16 protein-coding genes and 1 pseudogene are annotated in these 21,816 nt (G+C 53.8%); 2 read left to right on the top strand and 15 right to left on the bottom strand.

What is annotated here, in order from left to right:
• Positions 1–74: 74 nt before the first annotated feature.
• Genes mukB through cmoM form a run of 4 tightly spaced genes read right to left on the bottom strand, consistent with a single transcriptional unit; the run spans position 75 to position 7,333 of the window.
• Complete coding sequence (mukB, locus tag OCH02_RS10960) at positions 75–4,523, bottom strand: chromosome partition protein MukB (protein WP_261431243.1); 4,449 nt, start codon at positions 4,521–4,523, stop codon at positions 75–77.
• A complete protein-coding gene (gene mukE / locus OCH02_RS10955; RefSeq protein ID WP_261089020.1) occupies positions 4,520–5,248 on the bottom strand; it encodes a chromosome partition protein MukE in 729 nt (242 codons plus the stop codon). Before mukE ends, mukB begins: the two co-directional genes overlap by 4 nt.
• On the bottom strand, positions 5,229–6,551 hold the full coding sequence (mukF, locus tag OCH02_RS10950; protein WP_261431242.1) for a chromosome partition protein MukF: 1,323 nt from the start codon (positions 6,549–6,551) through the stop codon (positions 5,229–5,231). The genes mukE and mukF overlap by 20 nt, the downstream gene beginning before the upstream one ends.
• Positions 6,548–7,333 carry a tRNA uridine 5-oxyacetic acid(34) methyltransferase CmoM gene (gene cmoM, locus OCH02_RS10945; protein WP_012006149.1) on the bottom strand — a complete coding sequence of 262 codons (786 nt, stop codon included), beginning with the start codon at positions 7,331–7,333 and terminating at the stop codon, positions 6,548–6,550. Before cmoM ends, mukF begins: the two co-directional genes overlap by 4 nt.
• A 150-nt stretch (positions 7,334–7,483) precedes the next feature.
• Between cmoM and elyC the strand changes: the two genes are divergently transcribed.
• Positions 7,484–8,257 (top strand): envelope biogenesis factor ElyC, encoded by a 774-nt coding sequence (elyC, locus tag OCH02_RS10940; RefSeq protein WP_261431356.1) that lies wholly within the window; start codon positions 7,484–7,486, stop codon positions 8,255–8,257.
• Between the two features lie 6 nt (positions 8,258–8,263).
• Here elyC and OCH02_RS10935 read toward each other — a convergent pair whose 3' ends face one another.
• The 6 genes from OCH02_RS10935 to OCH02_RS10910 form a co-directional block, all read right to left on the bottom strand.
• Positions 8,264–9,160 (bottom strand): YcbJ family phosphotransferase, encoded by an 897-nt coding sequence (locus OCH02_RS10935; RefSeq protein ID WP_261431241.1) that lies wholly within the window; start codon positions 9,158–9,160, stop codon positions 8,264–8,266.
• A 148-nt stretch (positions 9,161–9,308) separates the two neighbouring features.
• A complete protein-coding gene (kdsB, locus tag OCH02_RS10930; protein WP_261431239.1) occupies positions 9,309–10,058 on the bottom strand; it encodes a 3-deoxy-manno-octulosonate cytidylyltransferase in 750 nt (249 codons plus the stop codon).
• Positions 10,055–10,237, bottom strand: coding sequence for a Trm112 family protein (locus OCH02_RS10925; protein ID WP_012006145.1), 183 nt, complete (start codon positions 10,235–10,237; stop codon positions 10,055–10,057). The genes kdsB and OCH02_RS10925 overlap by 4 nt, the downstream gene beginning before the upstream one ends.
• A 289-nt stretch (positions 10,238–10,526) precedes the next feature.
• Positions 10,527–11,753, bottom strand: a complete 1,227-nt coding sequence (locus OCH02_RS10920) for a winged helix-turn-helix domain-containing protein (RefSeq protein WP_261431237.1) — start codon at positions 11,751–11,753, stop codon at positions 10,527–10,529.
• Between the two features lie 111 nt (positions 11,754–11,864).
• A complete protein-coding gene (locus OCH02_RS10915) occupies positions 11,865–12,086 on the bottom strand; it encodes a cold-shock protein (RefSeq protein ID WP_006320799.1) in 222 nt (73 codons plus the stop codon).
• Between the two features lie 221 nt (positions 12,087–12,307).
• Positions 12,308–12,517 carry a cold-shock protein gene (locus tag OCH02_RS10910; protein ID WP_004717375.1) on the bottom strand — a complete coding sequence of 70 codons (210 nt, stop codon included), beginning with the start codon at positions 12,515–12,517 and terminating at the stop codon, positions 12,308–12,310.
• Between the two features lie 527 nt (positions 12,518–13,044).
• On the opposite strand from OCH02_RS10910, the gene OCH02_RS10905 reads away from it, so the two are divergent.
• On the top strand, positions 13,045–14,451 hold the full coding sequence (locus OCH02_RS10905; RefSeq protein WP_261431236.1) for a VOC family protein: 1,407 nt from the start codon (positions 13,045–13,047) through the stop codon (positions 14,449–14,451).
• A gap of 4 nt (positions 14,452–14,455) precedes the next feature.
• Here OCH02_RS10905 and lpxK read toward each other — a convergent pair whose 3' ends face one another.
• The 5 genes and pseudogenes from lpxK to rpsA form a co-directional block, all read right to left on the bottom strand.
• Positions 14,456–15,433: a tetraacyldisaccharide 4'-kinase gene (gene lpxK, locus OCH02_RS10900; protein WP_261431234.1), complete on the bottom strand. Its 978-nt coding sequence runs from the start codon at positions 15,431–15,433 to the stop codon at positions 14,456–14,458.
• Positions 15,433–17,181: a lipid A ABC transporter ATP-binding protein/permease MsbA gene (gene msbA / locus OCH02_RS10895; RefSeq protein ID WP_261431233.1), complete on the bottom strand. Its 1,749-nt coding sequence runs from the start codon at positions 17,179–17,181 to the stop codon at positions 15,433–15,435. The genes lpxK and msbA overlap by 1 nt, the downstream gene beginning before the upstream one ends.
• Positions 17,182–17,216: 35 nt before the next feature.
• Positions 17,217–19,430: pseudogene (locus OCH02_RS10890) on the bottom strand (ComEC family protein).
• A gap of 331 nt (positions 19,431–19,761) precedes the next feature.
• Positions 19,762–20,046 carry an integration host factor subunit beta gene (gene ihfB, locus OCH02_RS10885; RefSeq protein ID WP_004942652.1) on the bottom strand — a complete coding sequence of 95 codons (285 nt, stop codon included), beginning with the start codon at positions 20,044–20,046 and terminating at the stop codon, positions 19,762–19,764.
• A gap of 62 nt (positions 20,047–20,108) precedes the next feature.
• A complete protein-coding gene (gene rpsA / locus OCH02_RS10880; protein ID WP_012006139.1) occupies positions 20,109–21,788 on the bottom strand; it encodes a 30S ribosomal protein S1 in 1,680 nt (559 codons plus the stop codon).
• Positions 21,789–21,816: the final 28 nt, after the last annotated feature.

Below are 21,816 nucleotides of genomic sequence, written 5' to 3'. Positions count from 1 at the left end.
TATCATCCTCCCGCACAAAAAAATAGCCACCCCAGGGCGGCTATTTTCAGATTATTAGCGGGCTTTTTTTGCGTTTACGGCGTTTCTGCCGCAGTAATACCCAGAACCGGCGGCTCATTAGCAAAACCGCGCAGCCCCACTACGTGTACATGTTCATGATTCTGGAACACTTTACGCACCAGCTTATAAGTCGTGCCTTTTTCCGGGCTGATATTTTCCGGTGCCGCAATGATCAGCTGCATTTCCAGACGGTCGCACAGCTCGAACAGCGTGGCAATGGATTTGGCATCCAGTCGCGCCGCTTCATCGAGGAACAACAGTCGGCATGGAGAAATATCCTTACCGCGCAGACGGCGAGACTCTTCTTCCCAGCTCTGTACCACCATAACCAGAATCGACATCCCGGTACCGATCGCTTCCCCGGTAGACAACGCGCCACTCTCGGCACGCAGCCAACCGTCGGAACCGCGGAAGACTTCCACTTCCAGCTCCAGGTAGTTACGGTAATCCAGCAGCTCTTCGCCGATGGTCTGTGGCGTGCGTTGCCCCATGTCAATCTGCGGGTTCAGACGCTGATACAGCTTGGCCAAGGCTTCCGAGAAGGTCAGTCGGTTGCTGTTGAACAGGTCCTGATGCTGTTCCTGTTGCTCGGAAAGCACGTCCAGCAGCGTCGCATGTGCTTCACGCACGTTGACGTTCAATCGCACGCTTTTCACCTGCCCGAAGGAAACCGCCTGCAGGCCCTGGTTGAGCATGCGAATACGGTTCTGTTCACGCTGGATGGTTTTGCGAATGATGTTCGCCACGCTCTTGGAACTGATTGCCAGCTTCTGCTCACGCGCGGTCAACTCTTCGGTCAGGCGGCCCAGCTCGATCTCCATCTGTTCGATGGCTTCAACCGGATCGTCGGTACGGATAATATCCTGACGAATACGCTCGCGCAGATGCTGATAGACCGCAATATAGAACTGGATTTTGCGTTCCGGGCGCTTGGGATCTTCCGACAGGCGCAGCACATCGCGCAGGTGTTCGTTATCCGACACCGCCAGACGCAGCGCACCGAGCGCCTTATCCGACATTGAGCGCAGCTCGTCACCGTCCATATAGGCCAGTTCGCGGCGGTGCAGACGACGCTCAACGCCATTGTCTTTCACCAGACGCATCACGGCGCACCAACCCGCTTTGGCGGTGACCACCTGCTCGCGCAGCTGATAATAATCGCGCTCCAGCTTGCGCAGTTTTTTCTGCAGACTGTCCATTTCCGCTTCGCAGAAGGTCAGCTGTTTTTCCAGTTGGTTACGACGTGCGCGGTTGGTGCTCAGGGCCGCATGCAATTCATCACGACGCGTGCGCGCACGGGCTTCGGCATTGGCATCCGCCTGCACACCGATGTCTACCAGTTCCTGACTCAGCTCTTTGAGCATGTCGCGTTTGGCGTCATACGAGCTTTTCAGTGATGCCAGCACCTGGCTGTACTGGGTGAACTGGGTTTGATACTGGCGCAGCTGCTCGCGAGCACGGGTACGTTCCGCTTCCGCATGTTCCAGACGCTGGCGCAGCTTGTCGTTCAGATCGTTATTGGCATTTTGCATGCCGGCAGAGTCGGTATAGCTGAAGTGCGCGCGACGCTGCACCACTTCAATCAGGGCAAACGCCTGCTGCTTGGCCTGACGCTGCACGCTCTGCGCCTGAGTGTAATCCTGTTGCAACTGTTCATGCTGCTGTGGATCGCTCTGCAGCACCGACAGCAACGGCTCCAGCTTGGTCAGGGAAACGCCATGCTGTTGAATATGACGCGCGGCATCCTGCGCCTCTTCCAGCTCTTCACGGATTTCTTCCACCCGATCCTGCAGAGTTTCATCGTTTAGCAATGAAACCAGCGGCGTCAGACGGTTCAGTGCAGCAATGCCCTCTTTTGCCTGATCGTACTGCTGACGCTGCTGCTGGTTCTGCGCTTCATGGTTATTCAGCGCACGCTCGATTTCACCACGGCGGGTATTGAGACCACGGATCTCCGCTTCCGGATCGGCGTCAAAGGCTACCGCCAGATGGTTACCGATAAAGCGGCTGAAGGCCTGGTGCGAACGCTGGGTTTTCTGCACGTCAAACGACAGTGTGGCATAACGCTCTGCCAACTTTTCCCGCTCGGCATGCAATATTTCCAGGCGATTCTCACGTGCGGCACGGCCAAACAACGGCACTGCCGGGTAACGTGAGTAACGCCACTGGCGTTCGGCAGTTTTAACCAACACCGCGCGGTCTTGTTCTTCGACGGCGAATACGCTGTCATCAAACGACTGCGGATCCCCTTCAATCAGATAGAGATCTTCCGGGCAGTCTTCCAATCCTTCCAGCATCTCGCGCACCAGCGACAGGTCCGGCACCACAATGGCGTGGCGCGACGGGCCGTACAAGGCGGAGAAGTACGGTGCATCGTCGATGGTGACGTCGTCGTAAATTTCGGACAGCAGCACGCCACCAAAACGTTCGGCCAGCGTGACCAGACGCTGATCCTCAGCACCGCCAGGCTGGCTGAGACGTTCAATTTGCGCTTCAACAGCACGTTTAGCGGCAGCCACTTCATCACGCTCAACGGTAGTTTCACGTTCGCGCTCCAGCAGTTGCTGCATGTACTCCGTCACCTGCTGGCTGCTTTCAAGCGCTTCACCGCTTTGTTCACCAAGCTGGCTCAGAGCATCCTGCGCGGCCAACCAAATAGGGGCGCGGGTAGTCAGTTCGCGGATACGTTGCTGAATTTGCTCCAGTTCCTGGCGCATTTCCATCCGACGCTCGCCGGCATCACTGACGCCCTGCGACAGCGATTCCAGGCGCTCTTCCAGTTCTTGTTGCAGGGCATCAAGTTCGTCCGGCTGATACTGCTGGCCATGGCGTTTGCAGAATTCCTGCAACAGACGCTCGGCATCCTGCTGGGAGCGCAGACGCTGTTCCAGCTCGCTCAGGCGCATACGCAAGGGTTGCACGCGTTCGGCAAGGTGTTGCTGTGATGGCCAGTCACGCAGCAATTCGCGCGCGCACTGCCAGGCTTCGCTACGGCTGACCTGGCCGGCGATTTTACCCACCAGCTGATAAGCCTGTTCAAACTGGCCGTGCGCGGCGTCGGCCACGCTCAGCTTTTGCTCGAGCATCAGCAGCGCTTCTGTCGCTTCCTGCTCGCGCGCCTGGAAGGTATCCAACCAGTGTTCGGCATTTTCGGCGGTCAGTTCCGGCAGTTGGCACAACGCGCGCGCACGTTCCAATGCTTGCAACGCTTGCTGATATTGAATGGCCCGGGTTTGCTGCACGTCGAGCGCCTGCTGGTAGTCGGCGAGTTGGCTTTTCAACTCATCCACTTCCAGTTCGGCTGCCTCGGCACGCGCTTCGTTTTCGGCCTGCTGTTCGCTGGCCTCCGCAACCACTTCATTCTGTTCTTCCAGTCGGTAGGTCAGCTCTTCCAGATCGCCTTCATAACGCTCGATCTTTTCCTGCTGACGCATCGCCGTTTGTACCAGATTCAGGTGATCGCTGGCAGCCTGGTAATCGGTTTCCAGATCGGATTCCGCGCCGCTCTGCTCCGCCAGTTCACGCGCCATTTCAACATGACGGAATTGCTCGGCGGCCAACTGTTTGCGACTGCCCAGCAGATCGTTGCGCAGCGCCAGTGCCCCGTCCAGATGAATGCGTCGCTCATTGGCATGACGCATGTAGTCCGCTGCCACGTAAGAGGTAGCCTCGGAAATCAAATGTTTGAACAGATCGCGGTCGGATTGAGTCACGCGGATCGCTTCCAGCGTCATGCGGTTTTCACGCAGCGCCGCTTCCATATCCTGGAATGCCTTGCGCACGCCGCTGTTTTCCGGCAACAGGTAGTCGCGCAGCGAGCGGGTGATGGCGCTGGAAATACCGCCGTACAGCGAGGCTTCAATCAGACGATAGAACTTGCTGCGATCGGACGATGAACGCAGGCGTTTCGGGATCACGCCCAAATCGAACATTAATGAGTGGTAATCGGTGATGGAGTTAAACTGCTTGAACTGCACCCCTTCCATTTCTTCGACGCGATCTTTAAGTTCCTGCAGCGACAGTACGCGCGCCTGACGCTCGCCCACCGTTTGGGTCAAAAGCTCCGTCGGCTGCACTGCCGTCGGCAGGCCCTGGATAACGAACGGCTTGATGTCTACCTTGCGGTCACGGCCGGCGACCTGCTGCAGACGAACGCCAACGACTACGCGTTGGTGGCGCGAGTTGAGTACGTCAAGAGTCGAATAACAGACCCCGGCGCGCAGTTTACCGTGCAGGCCTTTGTCGCGAGAGCCACTGGTGGCACCGGCTTCAGTGGTGTTACGAAAGTGCAACAGCGTCAAATCTGGGATCAGCGCAGTGACGAAGGCCGCCATGGTGGTGGACTTCCCTGCCCCGTTACCGCCGGACAGCGTGGTCACCAACTCATCGAGATCAAAGGTGCGTGCAAAAAAGCCGTTCCAGTTAACCAACGTCAGCGAGCGAAATTTACCGCGTTCAATCATTCCTGTTCATCCTCTGCACTGTCCGGTGTGGTATCAAGCGACGCGTCTTCTGCATCACTCTCATCATTCAGCAACAGGCTGTTTTCAACCGGCATTGCTTCGCCGTCGCGGATCATACGCAACTGCGCTTCACGCGGATCGTCACCGCTGCGCACATCGGCGCCAAAGCGAAACACCGCCTCGGTGATACGGAACTTGCTGCTGTCGTTGCCCATAAAATAGACCATGCCCAAACGACGCAGACGGTTCAGTGAAGTACGTACTTTTTCATGCAGCTTCTGACGATCGAGATCCGAGCCGGTAGAACGCTGATTAACGAACTTCAGCAATTTGCTCTCATCCGCCAGGCTCAGCAGTTCGTCGTACAGCTCCTGATGGCTGAAAATGCCCTCATGCGCCAGACGTTCCGGGCTGAGATACAGATAGCACAGGATTTTCCCCACCATCATATCCAGCTCGGACAACACCGAACGCGGGATCAGCGTAGTAGAGCGTGGACGCAGGTAGAAGAATCCTTCCGGCGCGCGGATCAGCTCTACGCTGTAGCGGGTGTAGAATTCTTCCAGTTCATCCTGGAAATCCATTAAGAAGGCGTGGTTGTCCAGTTCATCGATACCGATGTGACGACCCGCACGCAGTTGACTGTCCAACGCCGGGAACAGCGCGTTAGACAATGCCTTGGCCAGCTTTACTGGCATTATTTGTTCAATATTTGTCGATGACATGGGCCTGGACCTTGGCTCCGTAATCATTGATTGCCTGCCACTGCGCCGGCAACCCTGAAAAATCTGCTTCAGCCACACCAAGGCGCACTGCCTGGTCGACCACTAAACGTGCCACATCGAAATGACGAGCACGCGGATATTGCGCCAGATAATCGCGCATTACCGCCCCTAAATTGAGCGGCATCTGTTGTTCCTGATAAATCTTCAGTGCCTGTTCGATCATTGCCGCCAGCTGCTCGCGGATTTCGCTGAACTCTTCGAACTCCAGATCCGGCGGCAGTTCCCCGGTCACTTCCTCGCTGCGCAGCGCCAGTTCTTCGTCTCGCATATCCAGCAGACGGTCGGCATTGGCATGGGTCAGTGTCCACGGGTTGTCGAAATAGTTTTGCACCGACTGACGCAAACGCTGGGCGAACACCCGGTTCTTGTCCATGTCGATCGCGGTACGGATAAATTTATGCACGTGGCGGTCGTAGCCAATCCACAGGTCAATCGCCTGTTGGCCCCAACTGATAATGCGGTCGAGCTTGCTTTGCAGATCGAACACCAGTTTGTCGATAAAGCCCAGTTCCGCGCCACCCAGCGTGACATCCTGAATTCGCAACAGGTTGGCCTGCAGTTTATCGCCCGCCGCCTCCAGCGTATCCTGCAGTTCGCGCAGGGTACCCGAGGTTTCGGACAGTAGCATCTCACAGCTGGAGATCGCCGCACGCCAGTCTTTGTTCAGCAACGCTGCGATATCGTCCTTCACGCCTTGCTGTTGTTCATCCATAATTCGCTGGGTCAAATCGATACTGTCGAAGATTTCCGCCACCGAATATTTCAGCGGTGCAAACACGTTACGGTGCCAGTGGAAATCGTCACCGCCCTCATCGGCGGCGTCGGCGGCGCGTTTCAGCTCCTGCGCCACGATTGACAACTGCATCGACAAACGCAGCGTGGAGAATTCGCGCTGACGGATATAGTAATCGGTGATACCGATGCCCAGCGGCGTCAGACGGTAAATCGCGTTACCGTCCGCCAGTTCGCTGATAAAACGGTTTAACAGGCGCTGGCGCACCATGTCGTTAATCGCATTGTTGGCGCGCACGGCCACCGTTTCATGCGTCTGTTCGAAACCCTTGCTGACATGGCGAAATGCATCAACCAGCTCACCTTCGCTCATCTCGCCGTCCAGCCGCTCGCCGTTCAAAGTGGCGATAGCAAGCAAAAACGCGAGACGCTCCGTAGGGAGCGAAATAGAGAAATCATTTTTCCGTGCCCAGGCGACCAGTTCGGGTACTGTCTGGGAAAATTCACTCATAGTTCGTCCTTCAGGTTTGGTTTATGCGCCATGACGTGAATATAGCGCCCCAAACTCACGTACGGCTCCTGCCGGCAATAGTGCTGTTCAAGCGCCAGTAACTCTTCAAATTTTTGTGTCTGTAACTGCCTGCTCTGCAGATAATCGTGGAACACCCGCACGCCGGTTTTCCCGCTGATGCGCATGCCCAATTGTTCCAGCCAGCCGTACACCTGCGGCGGACTATGTGGATACTGCGGCGACAACGAACGCTTTCTGCGTCTTCTGACCTCTGGGTTCACCAGTTGGAAATTACCCAACACCACGTTACGCATCAAGAGGCCATTGGCGTTAAAGAACATCAATGACAGCGCGCCGCCCGGCAGCAGGCAATTAAATAACGCCTGCAGCGCAGCCTCAGGTTCGGCGATCCATTCAAGCACCGCATGGAACAATATCAGATCAACCGGCTGTTCCAAGTGTTGACCAATATCCTGGGCCGAACTTTGTATGAATTGCATGTTCTGGCTCACACCTTTTTGCTCAGCCAGCAACGCGGCGCGTTGGATCATCTCACCAGAAAGATCGCACAACAACACCTGATGTCCTAATTCTGCCAATTGGCAGGCCATATGGCCTTCGCCACCGCCGGCATCCAGAATGCGCAGCGGCCGTTGCGGCAACTGGGCCAACAGCGTGGTCAGATCCTGCCAAACCACCGCCTGGCGGATTTTCCCTTTGGTGGTGCCGTAAATATTACGCGCAAACTTTTCAGCAATATCGTCAAAATTGCGATCCTGCATGGACAACGGCTCCGCTGATCTTATCCGGCTGGGGCAAAGTACCAGCCCATTCAAACCTGCTATTTTGGCACAGACTGGCTTAGAATGAATCTTCTTGCGGCCTGATTGTGCCCGGATGTCGTTTTTTCGCCCAAAAGGACCTGATTTTTGATGCTGTTTAACCTGAAAAAGTTCATTGGCGCCATTTTAATGCCGTTGCCTGCGCTGTTGCTACTGATGGGACTGGCGCTGTTACTGCTGTGGTTCACCCGTTGGCAAAAAAGCGGCAAGGTCATTTTCACGCTGAGCTGGCTGTTTTTACTGCTTTTCAGCCTGCAGCCGGTGGCCGACAGATTACTGCGCCCCATAGAATCGGAGTATGTCACCTATCGTGGCAATGACCCGGTGAATTATATAGTGGTGCTGGGCGGCGGCTATACCTTTAATCCGGATTGGGCACCCAGTTCCAATCTGATCGGCAATAGCCTGCCGCGAGTCACGGAAGGTGTGCGCTTATATCTCGCCCATCCCGGGGCGAAAATGGTTTTCACCGGTGCCGGGAGTCCCAAAACCCTGAGTAACGCGGCAACCGCGGCGCAGGTGGCGGAAAGCCTGGGAGTACCCCGCGCTGATATCGTTCTGTTGGATCGCCCGTTGGATACCGAGCAGGAGGCATTGCAGGTGTCGAAGCTGGTCGGCCAGCAGCCGTTTATTCTGGTGACTTCAGCCAACCATTTACCGCGCGCCATGCGCTTCTTTGAAGCCAAGGGGCTGCACCCGATCCCGGCGCCGGCCAATCAGCTGGCCATCAGTTCACGATTGAATATCTGGGATCGCGTGGTGCCGTCGGCGATGTTCCTCGGCCACAGCGAACGGGCCTGGTATGAAACGCTGGGCAGCCTGTGGCAACGGCTGAAAGGTTCCGATGAGGTTTCTGTCGACTGATCGGCGTTAACCGGTAATCCAGGGCAGCAGTTGTTTGGACGCATAGTCAAACGGCTGCCGCTCCAGTTTGCCGGTATGAATCAACCGCCCTACGCCTTCCCACACCACATACAACCAACGCCGCATCAGGAAGGACTCCGCTACCGGCGCACGTTGCAAATAATAAAACAGCAACTGACTCGGCATTCCCGCTTCACATAACCTGAATAGCTCATATTCACGCGGTGCCCATAGCATCATTCCAGGGTTGAGCATCGCCAAGAGTTGATCGCTTTTCGGATCTTTCAACATACTGCGCAGTGACAAGTTACCGTGCACCAATACGCAAGGATCGTCGAAACCGACAAAAAAGTGGGTCAATGCTTCACGGGTGCGATACAACAAGCGGCGATCGTCCATCGTCAGCAGCGGTGAGTTGAGATTACCCAACGTTGACCATAGCACTTCGACCCGTTGTTGATACCAACAGAACCAGTCGTTCTCCTGGGTGCTGTCTACCGTACCCACGCAGCCGTGACTATCAATGCGGTGCCAGGCCAATACGCCATCGACAATCTGCTCCATCAACGTATTCCAACGGTTCGGCGTGCGCGTCGGTGCCTCTACGGATACGCCACGCAAGCGCTCGATCAACAATATTTCTTTATAAGGTGCCTGGTGGGTATAGACCACGCCATACACCGTCGGCAGGCGAATATCCCCTTCACGTGACAGCATCGACAACTTGTAAGCCTCTTGTTGGGCGATGCCCTGGCAGACAAAGCTTTTTGCCATCAGCGGGATCGCGTGGCCCTGTTGGTCATACAGTGAATACATGTGAGCATAAGGTTGTTCGCTGACGCGTTCCAACCGGCTGATGGACTCACCCAGCACAATACTCAGTTCGGCGCGTAACTGCTCCATAAGGGAAAAGCCTCAAGAGAAATAGAGGAGACGCTGACATCATCGAACGCTGAGCAGAAAAATTCTTCAACGCAGATCAACAAAATGGGGATATTAAGAAGGGAAATCATATTGCCGGCGCGTTGCGTGACGCGCCGGCATGTAATACTCAGCCTTTGATACTGTCGCGCACACGCTGCAAATCTTCCGGCGTATCGACACCCACGGTCGGCACTGCCTTGGCAACCGCCACGTGGATTTTTTCGCCGTACCACAGCACCCGCAACTGTTCCAGCAGCTCAATTTGCTCCAGCTGGCTTGGCGCCCAAGTAACATAACGACGAACAAAACCGGCGCGATAGGCGTAGATACCTATGTGACGCAACAGGCTGTCGCCGATGCTTTCTTTGGATTGGGCAAAACGTTCGCGATCCCATGGAATGGTGGCGCGTGAGAAATAGAGCGCATACCCCTGCGCATCCATCACCACTTTGACCGCATTGGGGTTAAAAGCTTCTTCTGCGCTTTCGATAGGCACCGCCAGGGTGGCCATACCGGCCTGACTGCCCGCCAGATTTTCAGCCACCTGACGTACAATCACCGGTGGGATCAGTGGCTCATCACCCTGAACGTTAACGATAATTTCGTCATCAGCAAAACCATAGTGCTCGATCACCTCAGCCAAGCGCTCGGTACCGGAATTGTGATCGGCCCGTGTCATGCAGACTTCACCGCCTGCCGCTTTGACCGCTTCGGCCACTGCCGGATGATCGGTCGCGACAATAACGCGGCTGGCGCCCGACTCGCGTGCACGTTCCATTACATGCACCACCATCGGCTTACCGTGGATATCGGCCAGCGGTTTGCCCGGTAAACGGGTTGATGCATAACGGGCTGGAATAATAACGATAAAACTCATGCGTGTTTCTCATCCAATGACAGCGCTCGCGCTTCATTTTCCAACAGCACGGGAATGCCGTCACGCAACGGATAGGCCAAGCCATCCACTTTGCAGACCAATTCCTGGTTTTCTTTATTGAAATAAAGCTTACCGGTGCAGACCGGGCAGGCAACGATTTCGAGTAAACGGTGATCCATGCTTCCTCCATGGGTGGAGATTTAACGTCAGGAAAGTGCGTGAGGATAGCATAACGCTATGCGCCAGGTTAATCACCGGCTGTTTTGTCGCTGCATTTTAATCTGCCAGGGGGATTGAATTGCCCCCGACGCAGGCGTAGAATTTTGTGATACAAGTCACAAAAAAGACATTTCTCATGATCAAACGTCTTCATAAAATCATTGCCCTGTTTGCCAACTTCAGCAACTGAGGCCCCTTGTAACGAGCGGCGCTGAACATTCGTTTTACCCAAGCCGACAACGCCGTTCGTTATTTAACTTGCCAGCCAGTTCCCCACTCAAGGGCCAGCACCGCCGGAATATCCCCCAAAATAACCTGTGACGCACCGTGCCATTTTGCACTGCGGGTTATTGCCTGCCAAATATCCTGCACACGTTGCTTACCAAAGCGAACCTTGGCTTGCGGGTGGAAACTGATGATTTCGAAAATACCCTGCCGACGATGCATTTTTGCATCGATGCGGCCAATCAACTCACCGCGTTGCAACACCGGCAGCGTAAAGTAACCATACTGCCGTTTTTCTTTCGGCGTGTAGCATTCCAACCGGTAATCAAAGTTGAAAAGCTCCAACGCACGGCGGCGATCCCAAACCACCGGATCGAACGGAGAAAGCAAAGTGATCACGCTGGATTTTAACGCCCCTTGTTCTGCCAGTTGCAGCTCTACCGCCAGCGAATGGTGTACGTAAAACTCCCCGTCCAAACCGTCGATCCGCACGGGCAGCACTTCACCCTGCTGTTGTAACGACGTCAGTAGCGCTTTCGGCGCAACTCGCTTCAAACGGTAGTAATCCGCCAGCCATTCGGCTCTGAAGATCCCCAGGAAACGACAGCTGCGCCTTAGCATTTCCTGTCGTGCATCATCGACAGGTAATACATCCCGGCTATCATCCCAGTAAGGTAAAACTCTTTCAGTCAGATCGTAAACGCGATGGAAATTGCGCCGTTCGGCTACCATCAATTTACCGGCGGTGAACAGGATTTCGAGATGGCGTTTTTCTGGCTTCCAATCCCACCAACCGCTGTTGCCCTTCTTCTCGGCGCTGAAATCCGCCGAGCGCACTGGCCCTGCGGTTTCAATATGTTGCAACAGGGCATCTATCGCCGCCTGATGTTCCTGCATCCACTCTTCGGAGTACTTCCACCCCATATCCTGCGGCTGCAGCATTCGATGACGCAGCAGGCCAAAATCCTCAATAGGTAAAAAACAGGCTTCGTGCGCCCAGTACTCGAACAGTCGGCGGCCAGCCAGTGCTTGTTCCAGCCATTCCGGCTGGTAGTCGCCCAGACGGCTGAACAGGACCAGGTAGGGGCTGCGTGCAACCACGCTGATAGTATCGATTTGCAGTAATCCCATACGTCCAATGGCGGCAACCACATCGTCGGGCCTGGCTTTGCGTTTCATCGGGGATAGCAGCCCCTGTGCGGCAAGGTGGATCGCACGGGCGGCAGTAAGAGAAATAACCGGGGTGTTCATCCTGATATCCGAAGTGATTGAACAATCGCTTGATAATAGTGGATATCGGGGAATTTATCTTCGCCAGTGCTTGGGGTGGCGGCACCGGCACTGGCGAGGAAGGGGGGTGGGTCAGAACGCGATAACGTCTGCCGCTGACAGCCCGTGGGAGCTGCGATAGATCGAGAACTCAACGTTCTGACCTTCGTTTAACGATTTATTTTTAGTATTGGCGATAGAACGACGACTTACATAGATTTCGTCGCTACCATCTACCGGTGAAATAAAACCATAGCCTGCAGCCTGATCAAACCATTTCACACGGCCCATTTGTAACACAGTATTTTTAAACATAACTTATATCCTTTTACTTGAGCATCCTTAACAACGTCATTTTTATTATTGTTGGACGCTACCAGCCCATCCTAAAGTTTTTCGTAACAAACCTCTCGTGAGCAAAAAATAAAAAACCCGCACTATGGCGGGCTTGTTGAACTTAATATCTTCCGCAATGATTCAGCGCAAACGCCTCATCATGGTTGTATTAAGTTCTCTTTACGTTATTCCCTGTTTATTTACAGAGCAACAACGTTGGCGGCAGCCGGCCCGCGCGGGCTGTCTTCTACGGTGTACTCAACACGCTGGCCTTCAGCCAAAGTTTTGAAACCGTCGGTCGCGATTGCGGAGAAGTGTACGAATACATCTTTACCACCGTCGTTCTGTTCAATAAAACCAAAACCTTTGCTTTCATTGAACCACTTCACTTGACCCGTCTTCTTAGACATTACTCATTTACCTTTTAAATATATATACAAAACCTGCCATAAGGCAATTTTGGCCGTTCTTAGAAACATTACTTATGGGAGGTACTTAGAAGGTTCGTCTTTGAAGCGGAATCAGATGATAACTTTTTTGGAGGAACTGCTTAATTCTAAACTCGAACATAAATAGGTCTGTATCACAGGCCGACTTGCATTTACTCATAAATCTATCTTTTGCACAAGAGGTTTATTGCCCTGTTTTTACCATTTCGCCACATTTATTTTTATACCACTGATTGTTAATGGATTAATTTATCTTTTTTTACGTAAAGCTCTTTGAGGCATTGCCTTCTGGATGGCCGTATTTTCCGTTATTCACTGTTCAAATGAGAGCTAACGCATAAAAATCTAATATGCTTGGCCTGACTATAACAAAACCTAATCGACCTAGCTAAACTTGAGGTGAAAACAAGGCGAATGGCCTCTCAACCAGCACGTTTGCCGCCAAGAATGATATTTTTCAGATTATACTGAATAAAGGAGCTATGCGCATGACCGCCCAGCAGTTCGTCTCACCGAATGAAATCCGCGCCAGATTCTCCCACGCCATGTCAGATATGTACCAGAAAGAGGTACCTCTGTATGGCGATTTGCTCGAACTGGTGGCGGAAACCAACCGACAGGTCCTGCGAGAAGATGCCGCATTGGCTCATCAATTACAAATTACCGGCGAAGTCGAACGGCTGGCCATGGAGCGGCACGGCGCTATTCGGGTTGGCACCGCAGAGGAACTGTCCACCCTGCGACGGCTGTTTAACGTGATGGGCATGTCTCCGGTGGGCTATTACGATCTGGCCGTGGCCGGGGTTCCGGTTCACTCTACCGCATTTCGAGCAGAACATGAGGATGCGCTGCAGATAAGTCCATTCCGGGTATTCACCTCTTTATTGCGGCTGGAGCTGATTGAAAACCCGGAGCTGCGCGAACTTGCCCAACGCCTGTTGGCTCGTCGCCGTATCTTTACTGAACGGGCACTTGAGCTGCTCGTATTGCAAGAAGCTCAGGGCGGACTGGACGACAGTCAGGCTGATGAATTTGTCGAACAGGCGTTGGAAACTTTCCGTTGGCACAGCCGGGCGACAGTTAGCGCAGCCGAATATCAGCAGTTGCACGACCAGCACCGTCTGATCGCCGACGTAGTGGCTTTTAAAGGCCCGCATATCAACCATCTGACGCCACGCACTCTTGATATTGACCGTGTCCAAATGGCCATGCCCGGCCGAGGTATCACCCCCAAAGCCGTGATTGAGGGCCCACCACCACGTCGCCGCCCTATTCTGCTGCGCCAGACCAGTTTCAAAGCGCTGGAAGAAAACGTCGACTTTGTTGAACATGACGGTAGCGCCGTTGCCGGGCACCACACTGCGCGCTTCGGCGAGATTGAACAACGCGGTGTCGCGCTGACAACCAAAGGCCGTGCACTGTACGATCGCCTGCTACAGGCTACCAACGACGCATTGCAGGCACCGCCGAGCGAAAAAAATGCTGAACGCTACAATCAGTTGCTGGCGGAAAACTTCCAGGCGTTTCCAGATGACTATGCCACTCTACGTGAGCAACAGTTGGCCTGGTTCCGCTATTTTCCGACCGAGTGTGGGCTGGCGGCTAAAGAAACCCTGGATCAACACTGCACACTGGAACAGCTGATCGCCCAGGAATACATTCGCTTTCAGCCTCTGGTCTATGAGGACTTTCTGCCGGTCAGCGCCGCAGGCATTTTCCAATCGAATTTGGGCGATAGCGGTCACACGCAGTACAACGCAGCCTCAAGCAGGGCGGCATTTGAACTGGCGTTGGGAGCAGAAGTGATCGACGAATTGGCGTTATATCAACAAACGCAGCAGCGTTCGATAGATGCCTGCGCGCAAGCACTGGGACTTCACGCGCTGGCAATCTGATTGACTATTTCAGCAAGGTTTCAATACGGTGCAACAACTGCTCAGCCTGATCGGGGGGAAGTACCGCATCAACGGGTAAATACCACCAGTTGGGCTGAGCAAAAGCGCGGCACTTAACCGCATCTTTCTCGGTCATCAACAACGTTTGCTCTGAAGATACCAGCGCCGCCAATGGGCCATGCTGATATTCCTGATGATCGGCAAACGCCACTTCCTTCTCGACCTCTACACCCAGCTTTTCCAATGTGGCGAAGAAGCGCGGGGGATGCCCGATACCGGCCATTGCCACCACGTGTGGCAGTTCGACTGCCGGACGACGCTCACCGTTGGCAACATTCACCGCGTCGCGCGCCTGCAACCGCATAGCGATTTCGCCAGGCTGGGCCACACCCCCGTTGGTAATCAGGGCGTCAACGCTGTTCAGACGCGAGGCACGTTCACGCATCGGCCCTGCCGGCAACCACCATCCATTGCCAAAGCGGCGAACGCCGTCGATCACCACCAATTCAAAATCACGCTGTAAAGCGTAATGCTGCAGGCCGTCATCGGTAATCACCACGTCAAGTGGCTGCTGCTTAAGCAGTGCTTGCACCGCTTCAGAACGCTTTGGTGAAATTGCCACTGGCGCAGCGGTACGCTGATAAATCAACACAGGTTCATCACCCGCCTGCTGGGTGGTAGTGCCAGCGTTAAGTAACAGCGGATAAGCCTCTGCTTTACCACCATAACCACGAGAAACCACACCCACCCGGTATCCGTGCTGCTGCAACTGTTCCACAAGCCAGATCACCATCGGGGTTTTGCCATTGCCACCGGCGGTGAGATTGCCCACCACCACAACCGGTACCGGTGCGCGCCAACTTTTACGCAGACCGCAACGGTAGCTAAGCCGAATCAGGCCGCTGACCAGGCCATACAGCCAGGACAACGGTAACAACAGCAAATAAACCAGCGAGCTGCCTGACCAGATGCGCTCGATCATTATTGACCAAACTGCATGCGATGAAGCTGGGCATAAGCCCCCTGCTTTTCAAGCAATACCGCATGTTCGCCACGTTCAACAATACGGCCATCCTCAACCACCAGGATTTCATCAGCCTTCTCAATGGTCGACAGGCGGTGCGCAATCACCAGTGAAGTCCGGTTTTTCTGTAATTCATCCAGCGCCGCCTGAATAGCACGCTCCGATTCAGTGTCCAGTGCCGAGGTGGCTTCATCGAGGATCAGTATCGGGCAGTCACGCAGCAAGGCGCGGGCAATAGCAATACGCTGACGTTGACCGCCGGACAGCATCACCCCATTCTCACCGATCACCGTATCCAGGCCATTCTCCATTTTTTCAATGAAGTCCATGGCATAGGCCATACGCGCAGCTTTCTCTATCTCTTCGCGGCTGTAGCGTTCTTCACGCGCGTAAGCGATGTTGTTGGCAATAGTGTCATTGAACAAATGCACGTTTTGCGAAACCAGGGCTACCTGATCACGCAGCGATGCCAATGTGTACTCGCGCAGATCGTGACCATCCATCAGGATCTCGCCTTCCTGGACGTCATAAAAACGGGTCAGCAGATTGGCGATGGTTGACTTGCCGGAGCCGGAACGCCCCACCAGCGCCACCGTTTTACCTTCTGAAATACTCAGATTGATATCACGCAGCGCAGGCGTTTCTTTCCCTGGGTAGTAGAAAGTGACGTTACGAAATTCGATATCGCCCTTGGCTCGTACGACTTCACGGGTACCGGTATCTTTTTCCTGTTCCATATCCAGGATGGAGAACAGGGTCTGGCACGCCGCCATCCCACGCTGGAACTGGGCATTAACGTTGGTCAGTGATTTCAGCGGGCGCATCAGGGCGATCATCGAAGAGAACACCACTGTGATGGTACCGGCGGTCAGGGTAGCCATCACGCTTGGGAAGCTGGCGGCGTACAACACAAAGGCCAACGCCAGCGAGGCGATAAGCTGAATAATAGGGTCAGAGATCGAGGACGCAGAAACCAGTTTCATGCCCTGCTGGCGCATGCGGTTGCTGACTGAATTGAAGCGATCGGTTTCAACCTGCTGGCCGCCAAAAATCAGCACTTCCTTATGGCCTTTAAGCATCTGCTCTGCGCTGGTCGTCACCTGCCCCATGGTGTTCTGCATGTTTTTGCTGATATTACGGAAGCGCTTGGAAACAACGCGGATAGCAATAGAGACAACCGGAGCCAAAACGATCAGGATCACCGACAGCTGCCAACTGTAGTAGAACATCATGGTGAACAGCGCGATTATCGACGCGCCTTCACGCACCACGGTCACCAGCGCGCTGGAGGACGATGAAGCTACCTGTTCGGAATCATAGGTGATTCGTGACAGCAAGGTCCCGGTAGACTGCTGATCGAAGAAGGATACCGGCATTCTCATCATGTGGCCGAACAGCCGACGACGCATATGCATCACCACCATGCCGGATACCCATGAAATGCAGTAGCTGGAGACAAAGCCAGTCGCTCCACGCACCACCATCAGGCCAATCACCGCCAATGGCATCCACAGCAGAATGCTGCTTTCCGTTTTCCCAAAACCGTCATCCAATAAAGGTTTAAGCAAAGACAACATAAAGGCGTCGCTGGCCGCGTTCAGTACCAACGCAATAGCCGCCACGATCAGCCCGGTCTTAAAAGGTGTGATCATCGGCCAGAGGCGACGGAAAGTCTGCCAGGTGGAGAGATCTTTATCATTCATCATGCAAATACCAGCATCGGAAGAAATAGCGGCCCATTTTACTCATTATCACCCTCTACGCCAAACCGCTGATGGTACCAACGGGGCATTAATTGTTCACGAAAGCCATTAATTTGCCAATCGTTGTCGAAAAAAAGTACGGATAACTGACCGGAGCGCGAAGTATCGTGCCAAATGATGTCATTTGCCAGGTATCTGGCGATCACTTTAACCGCAGGTAATCGCCATTTATTGTAACGTGATGCCGAGGCGATTGCCGCCTTCGGCGCTACCGCACGCAAAAAAGGCGGGGTAGACGAGGTTTTACTGCCATGATGCGGCACCTGTAACACAGTAGCGCTCAATGAAGGGCGTTGATATCTAACCAACTGTGCCTCTGTCCTTTTTTCTGCATCCCCCGTCAGCAACAAACTATATTTACCATCATCGACACGGATGACACATGAATCATCATTCCCCGCTATTTTTACCGCCTTTGGCGGCCACAGCACTTGAAACTGAAGCGATTGCCATTGTCAGCGCTCTCCCGCCACGCAGGGTAAGTGGCCAGCATCAAGGCGTGGGCTCCTTACCGTCGCTTGTGGAAATGCACGCTGTATCTCTTCAAGACCACCGATATGATCCAGATGATCGTGGCTGAGAATGATTTGCTCCACAGGCAATCCTCGCCAGTTAAGAAATGGTAAAATATTCCGCCCGGCGGCGCTGCCGGTGCCCCAGCGGGGGCCAGTGTCATACAATATTGCCCGACCGTTCTTTTCGATCACCATAGCCAGGCCATGCCCAACGTCAAGCATGTCTACGCGCCAACGGTATTGGGCTTCTCTTTCACGCCACAGAACGCAACACAGTGCCAAAGTTGTCAGCGCCGTCGCATAACGCAGCCACCAGTGGAAACGCCAAAAAATCACCAGTAACCAACCGGCAAGGCTGACAGCCAACGATGCAGCACCGAGATCGACCCAGCCGATTTGCAGATAGTGTAATGGGGCAAAAACGCCTGCCAACGTAAGATCCGCCAACCACCATAGTCCCGCACTCAACATCGGGAAAATACCAGCCACCACCGCCAGCAGGATCAGCGGCACCGTTATCAGTGAAACAAGGGGCACCGCCCAAAGATTGGCCGGTATGGAGCTAAGTGCCAGGCCATGAAACAATCCTGCCTGCATGGGCACCAATAGCAGCGTAATGCCAAGCTGGATATGCAGCCAGCGCAATGGCGCCCAATGCCATCCCGAACGAAAAAGGGGATTTAACGGCACCCATTCAAACCAGAAAATCAGGCAAAATACCGCGATAGCCGAGAGCCAAAAGCTGTCAGAGAGTACCGCCAGAGGATCGCAAACCAGAATTAAACCAACGCACCACAACCAGATTTGCCAGGAGGAGCAATGGATGCCGCGTATCCGTAACAGCATCCACAATGTCAGTGCCAGACCCGTTCTTACCGCCGGTGGATGAGCGCCAGCCAACCAAACATAACCTAAGGCGCCGAGCCAACTGACGATCAGCGGAAAGCGATAGTCAATCAGCTTTGCCGGCAGAAAAAATTGCATCGCCCGCAGCACACCCCAAATCAAAATGGCCACCATTGCCACATGCAACCCAGAAATAGCCATCAGATGAGCAATGCCGGTTTTCAACATCAAGGTTCTTAACGCCGGTTCCAGCGCAGCCCTCTCACCAAATGCCAATGCGAGTAGCACCGCTTTATAACGAAGAGTGCCAATATTGTTCTCGGCATGAGCGATCATCTTCTGCCGCCAACCACAGTTTTGGTCCAGAATTACAGCACTCTTCACCTGTGCCGTTAGCGGTTGACGCTGCGACATAGCCCAACGCTGGCTGTCAAACCCACCTTCATTAAGATTGCCGTGTATAGGCCTCAAACGCAGTTGCAACTGCCAACGTTGCCCGGCACACAAGGGACGATCTTTGGGCTGCCAGAGGGTTGAGAAAGCGATTGATGGCACCAGCCACCGGCCATTGAGCTGTTCGATACGCATAACCGTCTGCTTTCGTGTCGCGCCAGCCAGTGCAATACTGCTAACCTGAACCACAGCGCTCACCACCGGGCCCTGACTCAGACGATTGATTTGATTCACCAGGGTCTCGGCAGTGAATACCGCCCAAAGAAAACCCAAAGCCCCCCACGCCATAGACCTGCCGGCGCAGCCTCTCCCCCACAGGCAGAGACAAACGGGTAAGATAACCCACAGAGCGATACGCACATCGGGTAAGTACGGCATGATGAGCAGCGGCAAAATGCCACAGATAACTGCACTTACCGCCAAATCCAACGAAGTTTTGATAGGTGTTCTCCCGGTATAAGACAGCAATCCAGGCTGCCAACTTCACGGGATTGTTTACGCATTGGCCAATACTCACCATCTACAATCTGACAGTACGCGATCCTCTCCGCACAATAATAGCGGCCGTTACCACAGCCAACCGCATGCTGCGGCGTAGCTAGCAAGAAACACCGCGACAGTCGGCAGTAAATAGCAGACAAAAAAAACGGCGCCCTAAGGCACCGTTTTATATTTCTTTACAAGCAACAACTCTATGGGTAGTCAGTGACTAGCCATAGATATTGGCGCGGTCACGCAGCTCTTTACCTGGCTTGAAGTGAGGAACGTACTTGCCGTCCAACTCAACTTTATCACCAGTTTTCGGGTTGCGGCCCACACGCGGAGCACGGTAGTGAAGAGAAAAACTGCCGAATCCGCGGATCTCGATGCGTTCCCCATCGGCTAACGTAGCAGCCATATGTTCTAGCATCTCTTTCACTGCATCCTCAACGGCTTTCGCCGGTACATGAGATTGCTGGCCAGCAAGTCTTTCAATAAGTTCAGACTTGGTCATAGTTCCTCCAAGCTTTGCAGCTAAACTACCGTATCGGGGCGGTCAAAAACCGCCCCCCGTCATTACTCGCCTTTAGCCGCTTTGAAAGCTTCAGCCATTGCGTTAGAGAAGTTGCTTTCTTCTTGCTTGCTGCTGCTGTTAACAGTAGCGATTGCATCTTTCTCGTCAGCTTCGTCCTTAGCACGTACGGACAGGCTTACTACGCGGTTCTTACGGTCAACGCCGGTGAATTTAGCTTCAACGTCGTCACCCACATTCAGAACCAGAGTTGCATCTTCAATGCGGTCGCGAGAGGCTTCAGAAGCACGCAGGTAACCTTCTACGCCGCCTGCTAATTCAACTGTAGCACCTTTGGCGTCAACTGCAGTGACTTTACCAGTAACAATAGTACCTTTCTTGTTCATAGACAGGTAGTTATTGAACGGGTCTTCAGCCAGTTGCTTCACGCCCAGGGAGATACGCTCGCGCTCTGCGTCAACTTGCAGAACAACCGCTGCGATTTCGTCGCCTTTCTTGTATTCACGAACTGCTTCTTCGCCTGCAACGTTCCAGGAGATGTCAGACAGGTGAACCAGGCCGTCGATACCGCCGTCCAGGCCGATGAAGATACCGAAGTCAGTGATAGACTTGATTTTACCTTCAACGCGGTCGCCCTTGTTGTGGGTTTCTGCAAACTGCTGCCATGGGTTGTTTTTGCACTGCTTCAGACCCAGGGAGATACGACGACGTTCTTCATCGATGTCCAGAACCATAACTTCCACTACATCGCCCACGTTAACAACTTTGGACGGATGGATGTTTTTGTTGGTCCAATCCATTTCAGAAACGTGTACCAGACCTTCAACGCCTTCTTCGATTTCTACGAAGCAGCCGTAATCAGTCAGGTTGGTTACACGACCAGTCAGCTTGGTGCCTTCTGGGTAACGTTTCGCGATAGCAACCCATGGATCTTCGCCCAGTTGCTTCAGGCCCAGGGAAACACGAGTACGCTCGCGGTCGAACTTCAGCACTTTAACAGTGATTTCATCGCCAACGTTGACGATTTCGCTCGGATGCTTAACGCGTTTCCAAGCCATATCAGTGATGTGCAGCAGGCCGTCTACGCCGCCCAGATCAACGAATGCACCGTAGTCAGTGAGGTTCTTAACGATACCTTTAACTTCCATGCCTTCCTGCAGGTTTTCCAGCAGTTGATCACGTTCTGCGCTGTTCTCTGATTCGATAACCGCACGGCGAGAAACTACAACGTTGTTGCGTTTCTGGTCCAGCTTGATGACTTTGAACTCAAGCTCTTTGCCTTCCAGGTGCAGAGTGTCACGTACTGGACGCACGTCAACCAGGGAGCCTGGCAGGAACGCACGAATACCATTCAGCTCTACAGTGAAGCCACCCTTAACTTTGCCGTTGATAACACCGACGACAGTTTCAGCTTCTTCGTAAGCTTTTTCCAGCGTGATCCAAGCTTCGTGACGCTTAGCTTTCTCACGGGACAGCAGAGTTTCACCGAAGCCATCTTCAACAGCGTCCAGCGCAACATCAACTTCGTCGCCTACCTGGATTTCCAGCTCGCCCTGTGCGTTTTTGAATTGCTCAGCCGGAATGGCAGACTCAGATTTCAGACCGGCGTCAACCAGTACTACGTCTTTGTCGATAGCAACTACAACGCCACGAACGATGGAACCCGGACGGGTTTCGATTGTTTTCAGGGATTCTTCAAAGAGTTGAGCGAAAGATTCAGTCATGTTTAATCTTCAGGGTTCTATAGTTTAA

The organism is Serratia quinivorans, assembly GCF_946227985.1.
GTDB lineage: Bacteria > Pseudomonadota > Gammaproteobacteria > Enterobacterales > Enterobacteriaceae > Serratia > Serratia quinivorans_A.
The sequence above is the reverse complement of the archived record's forward strand: the minus strand, read 5'-3'. Positions and strand labels throughout refer to the sequence as shown.

Excerpts from the sequence above, each read along its gene's own strand:
- OCH02_RS10920 (WP_261431237.1), bottom strand. The coding sequence starts at position 11,753 with ATGAACACCCCGGTTATTTCTCTTACTGCCGCCCGTGCGATCCACCTT.
- OCH02_RS10910 (WP_004717375.1), bottom strand. The coding sequence starts at position 12,517 with ATGTCTAAGAAGACGGGTCAAGTGAAGTGGTTCAATGAAAGCAAAGGT.
- elyC (WP_261431356.1), top strand. The coding sequence starts at position 7,484 with ATGCTGTTTAACCTGAAAAAGTTCATTGGCGCCATTTTAATGCCGTTG.
- rpsA (WP_012006139.1), bottom strand. The coding sequence starts at position 21,788 with ATGACTGAATCTTTCGCTCAACTCTTTGAAGAATCCCTGAAAACAATC.
- mukE (WP_261089020.1), bottom strand. The coding sequence starts at position 5,248 with ATGTCATCGACAAATATTGAACAAATAATGCCAGTAAAGCTGGCCAAG.
- cmoM (WP_012006149.1), bottom strand. The coding sequence starts at position 7,333 with ATGCAGGATCGCAATTTTGACGATATTGCTGAAAAGTTTGCGCGTAAT.
- OCH02_RS10935 (WP_261431241.1), bottom strand. The coding sequence starts at position 9,160 with ATGGAGCAGTTACGCGCCGAACTGAGTATTGTGCTGGGTGAGTCCATC.
- OCH02_RS10905 (WP_261431236.1), top strand. The coding sequence starts at position 13,045 with ATGACCGCCCAGCAGTTCGTCTCACCGAATGAAATCCGCGCCAGATTC.
- ihfB (WP_004942652.1), bottom strand. The coding sequence starts at position 20,046 with ATGACCAAGTCTGAACTTATTGAAAGACTTGCTGGCCAGCAATCTCAT.
- lpxK (WP_261431234.1), bottom strand. The coding sequence starts at position 15,433 with ATGATCGAGCGCATCTGGTCAGGCAGCTCGCTGGTTTATTTGCTGTTG.
- OCH02_RS10915 (WP_006320799.1), bottom strand. The coding sequence starts at position 12,086 with ATGTTTAAAAATACTGTGTTACAAATGGGCCGTGTGAAATGGTTTGAT.
- msbA (WP_261431233.1), bottom strand. The coding sequence starts at position 17,181 with ATGATGAATGATAAAGATCTCTCCACCTGGCAGACTTTCCGTCGCCTC.
- mukB (WP_261431243.1), bottom strand. The coding sequence starts at position 4,523 with ATGATTGAACGCGGTAAATTTCGCTCGCTGACGTTGGTTAACTGGAAC.
- mukF (WP_261431242.1), bottom strand. The coding sequence starts at position 6,551 with ATGAGTGAATTTTCCCAGACAGTACCCGAACTGGTCGCCTGGGCACGG.
- kdsB (WP_261431239.1), bottom strand. The coding sequence starts at position 10,058 with ATGAGTTTTATCGTTATTATTCCAGCCCGTTATGCATCAACCCGTTTA.
- OCH02_RS10925 (WP_012006145.1), bottom strand. The coding sequence starts at position 10,237 with ATGGATCACCGTTTACTCGAAATCGTTGCCTGCCCGGTCTGCACCGGT.